This is a genomic window from Streptomyces durmitorensis (genome assembly GCF_023498005.1).
GTDB classification, from domain to species: Bacteria; Actinomycetota; Actinomycetes; order Streptomycetales; family Streptomycetaceae; genus Streptomyces; species Streptomyces durmitorensis.
This window is the reverse complement of sequence record NZ_CP097289.1, coordinates 1,463,722-1,476,717: the sequence shown is the minus strand read 5'-3', so window position 1 is coordinate 1,476,717 and position 12,996 is coordinate 1,463,722. Positions and strand designations below refer to the sequence as shown.

Sequence of the window (12,996 nt, the reverse complement as noted above, 5' to 3'; positions counted from 1 at the left end):
CGAGGTGCCCGGCAGATGGCAAGCCGCAGCGAGAGCCGTACCCAGCTCGTCGAGGGACTCATGGAGCGGTTCCCGCAGGTGCCGCGAGAGGCGGTGATCAAGGAGGACCTGCTCAGGGGAGGGATGGCGTTCGACGAGTCCGCGCTCAGTGACAACGAGGGTGGCGAGGTCAAGCCGAAGTCGTACTTCATCTTCTCCTTCGACCACAGCACCCTGCCCGAGCTCGGCGCCGCCGCCCTGCGCCGCCCGCCCGAGGAGATCGTCCTCACCGGCGGCCCGTACGACCTGCGGCGCACGGTCGTGTCGGTCCGCGTGAACCCCTCGTCGCCCTACCGCGTGGCCGCCGACGACCACGGCGTCCTCGGTCTCTATCTGGACGGCGTCCGCATCTCCGACGTGGGCCTGCCGCCGATGCCGGACTACTACCGGCACACGCTGGAGAACGGCAAGTCCGTGATGGAGGTGGCGCCCACCATCCAGTGGGGCTACCTCATCTATCTGACGGTCTTCCGGGTCTGCCAGTACTTCGGCGCCAAGGAGGAGTGCCAGTACTGCGACATCAACCACAACTGGCGCCAGCAGAAGGCGGCGGGCCGCCCCTACACGGGTGTGAAGCCGATGGACGAGGTCCTCGAGGCCCTCGCCATCATCGACAAGTACGACACCGCGAAGTCCTCCACCGCGTACACGCTCACCGGTGGCGCCATCACCTCGACGATCGGCGGCAAGGACGAGGCCGACTTCTACGGCCAGTACGCGAAGGCCATCGAGGAGCGCTTCCCCGGCCGCTGGATCGGCAAGGTCGTCGCGCAGGCGCTGCCCAAGGCGGACGTGCAGCGCTTCCACGACTACGGCGTGCGGATCTACCACCCCAACTACGAGGTGTGGGACCCGTACCTCTTCGAGCGGTACTGCCCCGGCAAGGAGCGCTACGTGGGCCGGGACGAGTGGCACCGCCGCATCCTGGACTCCGCGGAGGTCTTCGGGCCGCGCAACGTCATCCCGAACTTCGTGGCGGGCGTGGAGATGGCGGAGCCCTTCGGGTTCAAGACGGTCGGCGAGGCCATCGACTCCACCGTCGAGGGGCTGCAGTACTTCATGTCGCGCGGCATCACGCCCCGCTTCACCACGTGGTGCCCGGAGCCCACGACACCGCTGGGCAAGGCGAACCCGCAGGGCGCCCCGCTGGAGTACCACGTCCGTCTTCTGGAGGCGTACCGCGCGACGATGGAGGCCAACGGCCTGACGTCGCCGCCCGGTTACGGACCCGCGGGGCCGGGGCGCGCGGTGTTCTCCGTCTCCTCCTTCATGGACAGCCTGGCTCCCGAGCAGTCGGCCGAGGAAGTCGGGGAGACGGTCTAGGGGAGTGGCCCAGGGGAACGGTCCAGGGGGCGCCCGGCCAGCGCCGACAGGAGCCGTTCGGCCTCCGCCGTCACCGAGGTGAGGGCGGAGGCGGGGTCGGGCGAGCGGGCCAGGAGCATGCCCGCCTCGCACAGCGCGCCGAACATCATCTGGCAGCGCACGTCCAGATCCCCCTCGCCGATGTGTCCTGCGGCCGCAGCCGCACGCATGCCGCCGGTCAACACCCGCAGCGTATGGGCGTATTCGATCTCGCGGACGGTCTCCCAGCCCAGGACCGCGGGCGCGTCGAGCAGCACGATCCGCCGGAATCCGGGGTCGAGGCAGTGCTCCAGGAAGCGGCGGCAGCCGCGCCGCAGCGCGGACCAGGCATCGGGTTCCTCGGCCGCCGCGCGCTCCAACTCCGCCGCGATCTCCTCCTGTTCACGGACGAACACCGCGTGGAAGAGGGCGGCCTTGCCCTCGAAGTGGTGGTAGGCCGCACCCTTGGTGACCCCGGCGTCGGCCGCCACGGCGACGATCGAGGTCGTCGCGTACCCGTCCCTGCCGAAGAGCCGCTGCGCCGCGGTGATCAGCTGCGCGGTGGTCGCGTCGGAGCGTTCCGCCTGTGTACGGCGGGCAGTTGGGCGCGCGGGCGGGATCACGGGTCGGCTCCTCTTGACGGACATACTCAGGGTACGTAGGTTCCGCACCAGTTGCATACCTTCGGTATGGAAGCGAGTTGAGCATGACAAAACCGCTCTTCGCCATCTACGGAGCCTATGGCCACACCGGACGGCTCGTAGCCTCCGAACTACTCGCCAGAGATGAGGAGTTGCTCCTGGTGGGCCGCGACGCCGCTGCGTTGCGGGCGCTGGCCGACGAACTCGACGCGGGGGATCGAGTTCGGACCCGTACCGCCCCCGTGGACGACGTCGCGGCCCTGCGCGAGGTGATGGCGGCGGCCGACGTCCTCATCCAGTGCGCGGGCCCCTTCGCCGTCACCGGAGCACCCGTCGCCACCGCCGCGGCGGAAGCCGGCTGCCACTACGTCGACCACGCCCTCGAACCCCACCACGTGAAAGCGGTCTTCGACACCGCGCAGGCCACGGCGCAGCGCACCGGCGCCGTCATGGTCCCCGGCGTCAGCTTCTACGGAGGCCTCGGCGACCTCCTCGCGGGCGCGGTGTCGGACGGCATCGCGGGCATCGACCGGATCGTCGTCGCCTACGCCGTGAACGGCTGGCGCCTGACCACCGGAGCCAAGAACACCGCGACCCGCCTCCTGGCCGAGACCGAACGCCTCACCTTCAGCGACGGCGCCCTGCACGCGGGCTACGTCGAGCCGCGTAACGCCGTCTTCCCCTTCCCGCCGCCACTCGGTCCGCGCACGATGATCGCGCCGTTCCCGTCCTTCGAGACGGTGACCCTGCCGCGCCATGTCCCCGTCCGCAACATCGACTTGATGCTCAGCACGAGCGCCTTCGAGGCGACGGACGCCTTCGCCAGCGAGCACATCGGCGCCGCCGAACGGGCGGGCACCGACTTCACCGTCGCCGTCCAGGCGATGTGGGAAGGGGGAGCGGCGGCAGGGCAGTTGACCGGCCACGACCTGTGGCGGGCCGGAGCGCTGGCCTCGGTGGAGGCGGCGGTGCGGATCGCGGAGGGCAGGGGGCCGACGAAGACGGGGGTCCTCGCGCCCGGTGAGGCCTTCGCCGCGGAGGAGTTCCTGAGGGAGCTGGAGCGGCAGGGCGCGTTCACGCTCACGCTGCGGCGCGGAGAAGACGGAGGGGGTGAACGGCGGTGAGCGCGATGCAGTCGAACGAACCGGTCCTCGTCACCGGAGCGGCGGGGGGACAGCAGGGTTCCACCGGCCGTCATGTGGTGCGGCGGCTCCTGGAGCGGGGCGAGGCGGTACGCGCGTTCGTGCGCACCGACGACGAACGCGCCGCCGCGCTGCGGAAGGCGGGCGCGGAGGTGGTCGTCGGCGACCTCCGCGAGGTCACGGACGTGCTCGCGGCCGTGCGGGGTGTGCGGCGCGCCTTCTTCACGTACCCGGTGACCGACGGCCTGCTGGAGGCAACCGGCGCCTTCGCGGCGGCGGCCCGGCGCGAGGGCCTCGAACGCGTCGTCGAGGTCTCCCAGCTGGCGGCGTCGCCGGACGCGGGCACACCTCGGATGCGGCAGCACTGGGTCGCCGAGGAGGTCTTCGACTGGGCGGGGATCGGGGCGGTGCATCTGCGGGCCGGGGTCTTCTTCGAGAACCTGGACTTCCTGGTCCGGGCGGGCGGCGGCCGCGAACTGGTGATGCCGCTCGGCTCCCTGGACACGGTGCTTCCGCTGATCGCGGGGGAGGACGTGGCGCGGGTGGCAGCGGGCCTGCTGGCGGCCCCGATGCCGGAGTGCCCCGATCCCGTGGTGCTCCTGACGGGACAGGTGCTGACGGTCGGCGAGGTGGTGGAGACGTTCGGCGGCGGCCTGAAGTACGTGGACGCGTCGCCGGAGGAATGGCGGGAGCGGGCGACGTCCCTGTACGGGGACGCGCACGTGGTGGCCCACCTGGACAAACTGTGGGAACTGTTCCGCCTGATCGGCGCGCACCACGAGCTGTATCAGGTGACGGAGACGATCGAGCGGTTCGGGGGGAGGGAACCGGGGACGCTGGCGGAGTTCGTACGGGGGCGTCGGGGCTGAGGTCCGGGCCGCATCTTTCAGCCCGTCCGGCGTTTGAGGACGAACTCGGCGGAGCCGGTGATGTCGGCAACCAAGGCTCCCGCGCCGGAGCGGCCCGCGGCGGAGCCGCGAATGTCACAGCCGGGAAGGGGCGGGGTTGGGGAATGATCGATCAAACAGCAACCCCGTTCACCCCGCACCTCCGGAGGATCACGTGCAGCACCACCCCGTCACGGTAGTGACCGGCGGCAGCCGCGGCATAGGCGCGGCCATCGCCACCCGCCTCGCCGCAGACGGCCACCACATCGCCCTCGGGTACCACGCCGACGCCGACGCCGCCGAAAAGACGGCTGCTGAAGTCCGCGCGACCGGCGCAAGCTGCGTCACCGTCCGCATGGACACCGCGGACGAGGCCGACGTCGACCGCCTCTTCGAGACCGCCGCCGCGGAGCTGGGCCCGGTCACGGGACTGGTGAACAACGCCGGGATCGGCGCCCCGGTGGGCCCCCTCGCCCAGGCCGACGCCGCCGCCATGCGCCGCGCGCTCGACGTGAACGTACTGGGCTATCTCCTCTGCGCCCGCCGCGCGATCCGCGACATGACGCGGACCGGCGCGGGCGGCGCCGGCGGCGGCATCGTGAACATCTCCTCCGCGGCGGCGACCCTCGGCGCCCCGGGCGAGTATGTCCACTACGCCGCCGCCAAGGGAGCCGTCGACACGATGACGGTCGGTCTGTCGAAGGAGGTCGCGCCGGACGGCATCCGCGTCAACGCCGTCGCTCCGGGCGTGATCTGGACCGAGTTCCACGCCGACCCCGAGCGCCCGGCGAAGCTCGCCGCGGGGATCCCGCTGGGACGCGCGGGCCAGCCGGAGGAGATCGCGGCGGCCGTCGCCTGGCTGCTCTCGGACGAGGCGTCCTACGCGAGCGGAACGATCCTGCGGGTGGCGGGCGGAAGGTGAACCAACCGGCGCGCGCATCTGCCGCAGTGCCTACGCTTGGCGCATGATCACCGAATCCGCCCGCATCACCCCGGACGTCGTCATGCGCCCCGTCACGCTGGAGGACGCGGACGGTCTCGCCCGCGCCCGCCTGCGCAGCCGCGCCCACCTGGAGCCGTGGGAACCCACCCGGCCCGAGGACTACTTCACCTCGCAGGCACAGGCCGCCCGGCTCCGTGCCCAGCTGGAGGAGTGCCGGGCGGGGCGGGCGGCTCCCTGGGTGCTCGACCGCGAGGGGGACATCGTCGGCTCGGTCACCCTGTCCGGCATCGTGCTTGGCCCCTTGCGCAGCGGAAACCTCGGCTACTGGATCGACGTGGACCACATCGGCGGCGGCCTCGCCACCGCCGCCGTCATGTACGCCTGCGCGTCCGCGGACGCCGAGCTCGGCCTGCACCGCGTCGAGGCGGGCACCCTCCTCGACAACGTGCCCTCGCAGCGGGTCCTCGCCAAGTGCGGCTTCGAGGAGTTCGGTGTCGCGCCGGAGTTCCTGCACATCAACGGCGCCTGGCGCGACCACCGGCTCTTCCAGCGGATCCTCAACGACCGCACCCCATGAGGAGGTTGGGGCGCGGCCGTCCGGCAGGTGCCTGCTAGATGATGTCCTCCGCGATCTCCGCCTGCTCCCGCTCCGACCCGTACGCCGACGGAGTGCTGTAGGAGCGCCGCGCCACGAACCACCACACCGTGGCGAGGGTCAGCACCACGGCGAGCGCGATCGACGCGTAGTTCATCGTGTCGACCGTCACCGGCGAAGCCTGCGGCAGGCAGAACAGGACCGTCACGAACGCCACCCAGATCACGGCCACCCAGCCGATCGGCTTGCTCCAGCGGCCCAGGTTCCACGGGCCCGGCTGGAAGCGGTCGCCCGCCCGCAGCCTCAGGAAGATCGGGATGGCGTACGCGGGCGTGATCCCGATGACGTTGATGGCGGTCACGGCCGTGTACGCGGTCGCCGAGTACAGGGACGGCAGGGCGATGACGGCGGCCAGGCCCACCGAGAGCCACACCGCGGGCACCGGGACCTGGGTGCGGGAGCTGACCTTGCGCCAGATCTTCGAGCCGGGCAGCGCGTTGTCGCGGCTGAACGCGAAGACCATGCGGCTCGCGGCGGCCGTCTCGGCGTTGCCGCAGAACAACTGCGCCACGATCACGATGAGCAGCAGCGCCGTCGCCCCGGACTCACCGATCGCGTCGATCATGATCTGCGCGGGCGGCACACCGGTGTCGGTGCCGACCGTGCCCGCGTAGTCCTGGATCGCGAACGTCAGCCCGGCCAAGAGAATGAACCCGGCGATCCACGACGCCCAGATGGCACGCACGATGCCGCGCGCCGCCGACACCGAGGCGTTGGAGGTCTCCTCCGACAGGTGCGCGGACGCGTCGTACCCGCAGAAGGTGTACTGGGCGAGGAGCAGACCGATCGCCGTGACGTAGAGCGGGTTGTCCCAGCCGGTGTTGTTAACGAACTCGCCGAAGACGAACCCCGGCGACTGGTGGTGGTCGGGCACGATCGCGAGGACGCCCACGATCACGGCGACGCCCGCCACGTGCCACCACACGCTGATCGAGTTGAGCAGGCTCACCAGGCGTACGTTGAAGAGGTTCAGGACGGCGTGAAGCAGCAGGATGCAGAGGAAGATCAGGAAGGTCTTCTCCGGCGTCGGCGTGAAGCCGAACTTCAGGTTCAGGAACGCGCCGGTGAAGAGCGCGGCGCCGTAGTCGATGCCCGCTATCGCGCCGAGGAGACCGAGCAGGTTCAACCAGCCCGTGTACCAGCCCCAGCGACGCCCGCCGAGCCGGTCGGCCATGTAGTAGAGCGCCCCCGACGTCGGGTACGCGCTGGTGACCTCGGCGAGCGCCAGGCCGACGAAGAGCACGAAGAGGCCGACACCCGCCCAGCCCCAGAGCATCACGGCGGGGCCGCCCGTGCCGAGCCCGAAGCCGTACAGGGTCATGCAGCCGGAGAGGATCGAGATGACCGAGAAGCTGATGGCGAAGTTGCCGAAGCCGCCCATCCGGCGTGCCAGGACCGGCTGATAGCCGAGCTCCCTGAGCCTCTGTTCCTCGTCGGGCAGTGGCGCGTCGGTCGATGATGGGCTCGACCAGGTGGTGCGGGACACGGATGTACCTCCGTCGGGGAGCGGTGGGTCGGGGAGCGGGTGGTGCTGACTAAGAAGGCCCGGGGGGTGGGGGCCCTCAGCCCGGATCTCGTGCGGCGCTCAGACAGCGCGTACGTGCCTGCATGAAGGCCTCGGCCGCCGCGTCCGCGTCACCGGGTGAGCGTGTGCGGTACGTCCAGGGCGCCACGGTGTAGAAGGGGTCGAGGGCCTCGAACACCCTGGTCGCGTCCTGGAATTGGTGCGCTCCCCACAGCGCGTGGGCCAGATGGCTGAGGTCGAGGAGCGAGGTCGCCGCGGGCAGCGCGTGCTCGAACCACAGGTGCAGGGCGCGCAGGGCGGAGCGGGTCGCGTCCTCCCCTATCCAGTGCAGATCCAGGGCGTGCTCGGCGCCGCCGTCCTTGCGGTAACGCTCGACGCGCACATACAGGGGCAGTACGTGGAGCGCCGATCCCGCATAGGCCGAACCGGACGCCCAGTGGGCGAAGTTGACCGCTTCGGTGAGCGGGCCTCCGGGGCGGCGGGTGTACGCGAACTGGAGCATCCGGTGGTAGGCCTCGCGGTTGCCCGGGTCGCGCTTGTCGGCCTCGGCGAGGAGGTGCCAGGGGCCGGGGAACAGCATCGGCTCGGGGGCCGGCACCCGGTGCTCGTCCCACCGCTGCCCCTTGTCGAGCTGGGCGAGGGCGAGCAGGCAGACCCACGGCACGGGATCCTCGGGGAAGGCGTCGATCGCGGATCCGCACGCTGCTGCTGCCTCGCGCCACAGCTCGTTGGTGTGGCGGTGTCCGGCGCGGTGGGCGCGCAGGGTCCGCTCGACCAGGACCCGGGTGTGCAGGACAGAGGCGGCGGCACTGTGCGGCTCCTCGGCCTGCCAGGCCTTGATCACGTCGGAGCCGGCGACGGCGGCGGCCAGGATCTGCGTGCGTTGCGTCCACAGTCCCCAGTCGGGTGTCGAGTCGAGCAGGTTGCGCGTCGACACCCAGCGACCCGCCTTGAGGTCCTGGAGCACGGCGCGCAACTGTTCGTCGTGGCCCGCCGGGTGGTAAACGGGGCGGCCTGACGGATTGGGCATGAATCCTCTGTGGGGGAGGAGGGCGGACGGCGTGAACTGGCCTATGAGTAGGTGATGTTGTTCGGCGGTCAGTGTAGATCCGTAACTTCCGTTCTCAGGGCGATTCGTGGATCTTTTGGGGTCGACTTATGTTCAACTCGGCGCGCCGGTTGGCAATTTGAGAAATGGACGGGGCGGGATCGGGCCGCGAGGGGGGCTCTTGACGCCTTCCGGGCCCCTGTTGCAGGCTTCCGCGGTGATCACGAATGGCAGAGGACCGCGCGGCGAGGCTGTCCTCGCCATCGACCAGGGCACGTCCGGCACGAAGGCTCTCGTCCTCTGTCCGGAACGCGGCGTGATCGGCTCCGGCGCCGCTCCCGTACGCCCGCGCCATCTCCCCGGCGGCCGGGTCGAGGTGGATCCGGCGGCGCTCCTCGCCTCGGTCGTCGACGCGGGACGCCGCGCCCTGGCCGACGCGGGGGAGCCGGTGGCCGCGGTCGGCCTCGCCAACCAGGGCGAGACGGTGCTCGCCTGGGACCCCGATTCCGGCCGCCCGCTGACCGAGGCCATCGTCTGGCAGGACCGGCGTGCGGAGCCGCTGTGCGCGGAACTCGCCCCGTACGCGGATGAGTTGACCCACCTGACGGGGCTCCCCCTCGACCCCTACTTCGCAGCGCCCAAGATGGCGTGGATACGCCGCCACCTCACCCGGGAGGGCGTCGTCACCACCAGCGACGCCTGGCTGATCCATCAACTCACCGGAGAGTTCGTCACGGACGCGGCGACCGCCGGCCGCACCCAGCTCCTCGACCTGGACGACGTCGCGTGGTCGCCGCGCGCCCTGGACGTCTTCGGTCTCGCCGACGAGCGGCTGCCGCGCGTCGTCGACGCGGCGGGCCCGGTGGGCACGACCAAGGCCTTCGGCCCCGAACTCCCGCTGACCGGACTCCTCGTGGACCAGCAGGCCGCGCTGCTCGCCCAGGACGTGACCGAACCGGGAACCGCCAAGTGCACGTACGGCACCGGGGCGTTCCTGCTCGCCCAGACCGGCTCCCGGCCACGCAGGGGCGGCTCCGGCCTGGTCAGCTGTGTCGCCTGGCGACTCGCGGGCGAGAGCAGCTACTGCCTCGACGGACAGGTCTACACGGCCGCGTCCGCCGTCCGCTGGCTCACGGACCTCGGGGTGATCGAAGGGGCCGCCGACCTCGACCTCGTGGGCTCGTCGGTGCCCGACACGGCCGGTGTCACCTTCGTGCCCGCGCTCGCCGGGCTCGCGGCGCCCTGGTGGCGCGGCGACCTGCGCGGCTCGATCACCGGCCTCGGCCTCGACACCGCTCCCGGTCATCTGGTGCGCGCCCTGTGCGAGGGCATCGCGGCCCAGGTCGCATCGCTCGCCGACGCCGTGACCGCCGACCTGGGCGAGCCCCTGACGAGCCTGCGCGTCGACGGCGGCCTGACCCGCTCGGCCCTCCTGATGCAGACCCAGGCCGACCTGCTCCAACTCCCGGTCGAGGTATCGGCGTTGCCCGATGTGACCGCCCTGGGCGTGGGTGCGGTAGCACGCATGGGCATCGATCCGAAGCTCACGGTGCGGGACGCGGTCTCCCGGTGGCGGCCCGCCACCGTGTACGAGCCGAAGATCGACGCCACGCAGGCCGCCGAGCGCCTCGGCGGCTTCCGCTCGGCGGTCGCGTCGCTCCTGGACCGCGCGCCCGCGCCGTCGTCATGACCGTCACCACCAAGGGGCCGCTGCCGTCCGAGCCCTATGACGTGACCGTCGTCGGCGCCGGGGTGGTCGGCTCCGCCATCGCTCGCGAACTGGCAGGACACCACCGCCTCCGTGTCGCCCTGGTCGAAGCCTCCGGCGACGTGGGCGACGGCACGTCCAAGGCCAACACCGCGATCCTGCACACCGGTTTCGACGCGGTACCGGGCTCCCTGGAGTCCCGCCTCGTACGCGAGGGGCAGCGCCTGCTCGCCGCGTACGCCGCCGAGTCCGGCATCCCCGTCGAACCGGTCGGCGCGCTGCTCGTCGCCTGGGACGAGGAACAACTGGCAGCACTTCCAGGCCTGTTGGAGAAGGCGGAGGCCAACGGATACAACGGCGCCCGGATCATCGACGCGGACGAGGTCCGCTCCCGCGAGCCCCACCTGGGTGAGGGCGCGCTGGGCGCGCTCGACGTCCCCGGCGAGTCGATCATCTGCCCCTGGACGACGACGCTGGCGTACGCCACCCAGGCCGTGCGGGGAGGAGTGGACCTGCACCTCAACTGCGAGGTGGAGAGGGTCGGTTCATGGGAGTCGCCACCGGCACCGGCACCGGCACCGCCACCGGACTCGGACTCGGATTCGGACTCGGCATCGTCGGGAGGCTCCGTCTGCCATGAACTGACCACGTCCCGTGGTGCCGTACGCACCCGCTACCTCATCAACGCCGCGGGTCTGCACGCCGACGTACTCGACCGGCGGCTGCTCGGGCGTGGCGAGTTCACGGTGACCCCGCGCCGCGGCCAGCTCATCGTCTTCGACAAGCTCGCCCGTGACCTGGTCCGCCACATCCTCCTGCCGGTGCCGACGGCGCTCGGCAAGGGTGTGCTGGTCGCGCCGACCGTGTACGGGAACGTCCTTCTGGGCCCCACCGCCGAGGAGTTGGACGACAAGAGGGCGACGGGAACGACGGAGGACGGCCTCGCAGGACTGCGCGCCAAGGGCCGACGCATCCTGCCCGCGTTGCTCGACGAGGAGGTCACCGCGGTCTACGCGGGGCTGCGGGCGGCCACCGAGCACGACGACTACCAGATCCACAGTTCCCCCGAGGCGCGGTACATCACCGTCGGCGGCATCCGGTCCACGGGGCTCACCGCGTCGATGGCGATCGCGGAGTACGTCGTCGGCCTGCTCGCCGACGCCGCGGGCCCCGACCTCGACCTGACGGTGGCCGGAGACCTGGACCCCGTCGGCATGCCGAACCTCGGGGAGGCGTTCCCCCGGCCCTACCAGCGCGCCGACCTCATCGCGACCGACTCCGCGTACGGCAGCATCATCTGCCACTGCGAGCGCGTGACCCGAGGCGAGATCAGGGACGCCCTCATCAGCACCGTGCCGCCCGGTTCGCTGGAAGGCCTGCGGCGCCGGACACGGGCGCGGGGCGGGCGCTGCCAGGGGTTCTACTGCGGGGCCGCGGTGCGTGAACTGTTCGACGGCTGGGGCGAGTCGGGGGCGGCGTGTTGAGACGGCAGCGGAGTGTGGACGTCCTCGTCGTCGGCGCGGGCCCCGCGGGGCTCGCGGCAGCCGCGCGCCTCGCCGCCTCGGGTGCGGGCACGGTGGAGGTCCTGGAGCGCGACGCGCGGGCCGGCGGGGTGCCGCGCCACTGCCACCACGGAGGGTTCGGGCGGTGGGGGGTGACGGGGCCGCAGTACGCGGAGAGCCTCGTCGAGGCCGCGCTCGGCGGTGGAGCGGCGGTGCGGACCGGGGTGAGTGCCACCGGGTGGGCGGGTCCGCTCTGCCTGGAAACGACGGGTCCGCACGGCCTGGAGCGGATCACCGCGCGCGCCGTGGTCCTGGCCACGGGCGCACGGGAGCGGCCACGGTCGGCGCGGCTCGTGCCGGGGACACGCCCGGCGGGGGTGCTGACCACGGGGGAGTTGCAGCAGGCGGTCCACGTCTACGGGCAGGAGATCGGGACCAGGGCGGTCGTCGTGGGGGCGGAGCCGGTGAGCTACGCGGCGCTGTCCGCCCTGCGGCGCGCGGGGGTGGAGGTCGCCGCGCTCGTCACGGAGGAGACGCGGGCGCAGGTGGGCAGGGCGAGGGCCGCGTCGACCCGGCTCGGGGTCGCCTGGGTCCCGTTGCTCACCGGGGCGGTGGTGACCGAACTCCTGGGGCGTGGGCGGCTGTCGGGGGTCCGGCTGCGGCGGCGGGACGGGCGGGAGAGTGTGCTCGCCTGCGACACGGTGGTGTTCACCGGGGACTTCGTCCCCGACCACGAGCTGGCCCGGCGCGGAGGCGTGCTCCTGGACCCCGGCACACGGGGCCCCGCGGTGGACGGTTCGTTCCGCACGGCTTCGCCGGGTGTCTTCGCGGTGGGCAACGGGGTCCACGCGGTGGAGCCGGCGCGGGTGGCCGCGGGGGAGGGGGCGCGGGTCGCGGAGGCGGTGCGGGGGCATCTCGGGGGTGCGGGGTGGCCTTCCGGCGGGGTCCCGGTGGTGGCGGAGACCCCCCTCCGGTGGGTGGCACCGAACCGGCTCGTGCCCGGTGCCGCTGGGGGCCGCTTTATCCTGCGGACGGCGGAGGCGTTGGGGTGTCCTGTTCTGGTGGTGCTCCAGGACGGGCGGTGTCTGCACCGGCAGCGGGTGCGGCGGAGGGTTCTGCCCAACCAGGGGCTGTATCTCTCGGGGGGCTGGGTCGGGAAGGTCGATGCGGGTGGAGGGCCTGTGCGGGTCGTGGTCGGCTAGGACTTTTCCCTTCCCCGACCCCGCCCCTGCCCGAAAACCCGCTCTGGCGCGGGAGCCTTGGTTGCCGCTGATCACCGGCTTCGCCGAGTTCGTCCTCAAACGCCGGACGGGCTGGAATCTTCCAGCCCGGATGGGGGTCCCCCCTGCTCCTTAAGAGCTTGGGGGAGTTTGAGGCCATCTTGTACGGGGTCTGGGGCGGAGCCCCAGTCAGGCCCTCGCGCCCGCGAGTTTTCGGGAAGGGGCGGGGTTGGGGAAAAGGCCACTCTTCCCCCAGCAGCAACCTCCCCGTACACTGCAAAAACTAGCAGTGCTAATTAACGTCAAGCGATCACCCGCAGACGACGACCGCAGACGATGACCGCA

The 12,996-nt window shown here is 71.7% G+C and carries 11 protein-coding genes; 8 read left to right on the top strand and 3 right to left on the bottom strand.

Going from position 1 to position 12,996, the window contains the following annotated elements; translation table 11 throughout:
- The first annotated feature begins 15 nt into the window (after nucleotides 1-15).
- A complete protein-coding gene (locus M4V62_RS06870; protein WP_249586327.1) occupies nucleotides 16-1,362 on the top strand; it encodes a radical SAM protein in 1,347 nt (448 codons plus the stop codon).
- Here the strand turns inward: M4V62_RS06870 and M4V62_RS06865 are convergent.
- Nucleotides 1,359-2,003, bottom strand: coding sequence for a TetR/AcrR family transcriptional regulator (locus M4V62_RS06865; protein ID WP_249586326.1), 645 nt, complete (start codon nucleotides 2,001-2,003; stop codon nucleotides 1,359-1,361). The genes M4V62_RS06870 and M4V62_RS06865 overlap by 4 nt on opposite strands.
- Nucleotides 2,004-2,086: 83 nt before the next feature.
- Here M4V62_RS06865 and M4V62_RS06860 point away from each other — a divergent pair, with 83 nt between their 5' ends.
- The 4 genes from M4V62_RS06860 to M4V62_RS06845 all read left to right on the top strand — a co-directional run bounded on the left by M4V62_RS06860 (nucleotide 2,087) and on the right by M4V62_RS06845 (nucleotide 5,570).
- Entirely contained in the window at nucleotides 2,087-3,145 is a 1,059-nt protein-coding gene (locus M4V62_RS06860) for a saccharopine dehydrogenase NADP-binding domain-containing protein (protein ID WP_249586325.1), read from the top strand.
- 5 nt (nucleotides 3,146-3,150) lie between these two features.
- Nucleotides 3,151-4,032, top strand: a complete 882-nt coding sequence (locus tag M4V62_RS06855) for an NAD(P)H-binding protein (protein WP_249592722.1) — start codon at nucleotides 3,151-3,153, stop codon at nucleotides 4,030-4,032.
- Nucleotides 4,033-4,225: 193 nt separating this feature from the next.
- Nucleotides 4,226-4,972 carry an SDR family oxidoreductase gene (locus M4V62_RS06850; protein ID WP_249586324.1) on the top strand — a complete coding sequence of 249 codons (747 nt, stop codon included), beginning with the start codon at nucleotides 4,226-4,228 and terminating at the stop codon, nucleotides 4,970-4,972.
- A gap of 43 nt (nucleotides 4,973-5,015) precedes the next feature.
- On the top strand, nucleotides 5,016-5,570 hold the full coding sequence (locus tag M4V62_RS06845) for a GNAT family N-acetyltransferase (RefSeq protein WP_249586323.1): 555 nt from the start codon (nucleotides 5,016-5,018) through the stop codon (nucleotides 5,568-5,570).
- Between the two features lie 34 nt (nucleotides 5,571-5,604).
- Here the strand turns inward: M4V62_RS06845 and M4V62_RS06840 are convergent, their stop codons facing one another.
- Nucleotides 5,605-7,134, bottom strand: coding sequence for an amino acid permease (locus M4V62_RS06840; protein WP_249586322.1), 1,530 nt, complete (start codon nucleotides 7,132-7,134; stop codon nucleotides 5,605-5,607).
- Between the two features lie 76 nt (nucleotides 7,135-7,210).
- Complete coding sequence (locus M4V62_RS06835; RefSeq protein WP_249586321.1) at nucleotides 7,211-8,203, bottom strand: hypothetical protein; 993 nt, start codon at nucleotides 8,201-8,203, stop codon at nucleotides 7,211-7,213.
- A gap of 235 nt (nucleotides 8,204-8,438) precedes the next feature.
- Here M4V62_RS06835 and M4V62_RS06830 point away from each other — a divergent pair, with 235 nt between their 5' ends.
- Genes M4V62_RS06830 through M4V62_RS06820 form a run of 3 tightly spaced genes read left to right on the top strand, consistent with a single transcriptional unit; the run spans nucleotide 8,439 to nucleotide 12,633 of the window.
- Entirely contained in the window at nucleotides 8,439-9,911 is a 1,473-nt protein-coding gene (locus M4V62_RS06830; RefSeq protein ID WP_249586320.1) for an FGGY family carbohydrate kinase, read from the top strand.
- Nucleotides 9,908-11,413: an FAD-dependent oxidoreductase gene (locus M4V62_RS06825; RefSeq protein WP_249586319.1), complete on the top strand. Its 1,506-nt coding sequence runs from the start codon at nucleotides 9,908-9,910 to the stop codon at nucleotides 11,411-11,413. Before M4V62_RS06830 ends, M4V62_RS06825 begins: the two co-directional genes overlap by 4 nt.
- Nucleotides 11,410-12,633: an FAD-dependent oxidoreductase gene (locus M4V62_RS06820; RefSeq protein WP_425575052.1), complete on the top strand. Its 1,224-nt coding sequence runs from the start codon at nucleotides 11,410-11,412 to the stop codon at nucleotides 12,631-12,633. The genes M4V62_RS06825 and M4V62_RS06820 overlap by 4 nt, the downstream gene beginning before the upstream one ends.
- Nucleotides 12,634-12,996: the final 363 nt, after the last annotated feature.

Excerpts from the sequence above, each read along its gene's own strand:
- M4V62_RS06855 (WP_249592722.1), top strand. The coding sequence starts at position 3,151 with ATGCAGTCGAACGAACCGGTCCTCGTCACCGGAGCGGCGGGGGGACAG.
- M4V62_RS06860 (WP_249586325.1), top strand. The coding sequence starts at position 2,087 with ATGACAAAACCGCTCTTCGCCATCTACGGAGCCTATGGCCACACCGGA.
- M4V62_RS06825 (WP_249586319.1), top strand. The coding sequence starts at position 9,908 with ATGACCGTCACCACCAAGGGGCCGCTGCCGTCCGAGCCCTATGACGTG.
- M4V62_RS06835 (WP_249586321.1), bottom strand. The coding sequence starts at position 8,203 with ATGCCCAATCCGTCAGGCCGCCCCGTTTACCACCCGGCGGGCCACGAC.
- M4V62_RS06845 (WP_249586323.1), top strand. The coding sequence starts at position 5,016 with ATGATCACCGAATCCGCCCGCATCACCCCGGACGTCGTCATGCGCCCC.
- M4V62_RS06870 (WP_249586327.1), top strand. The coding sequence starts at position 16 with ATGGCAAGCCGCAGCGAGAGCCGTACCCAGCTCGTCGAGGGACTCATG.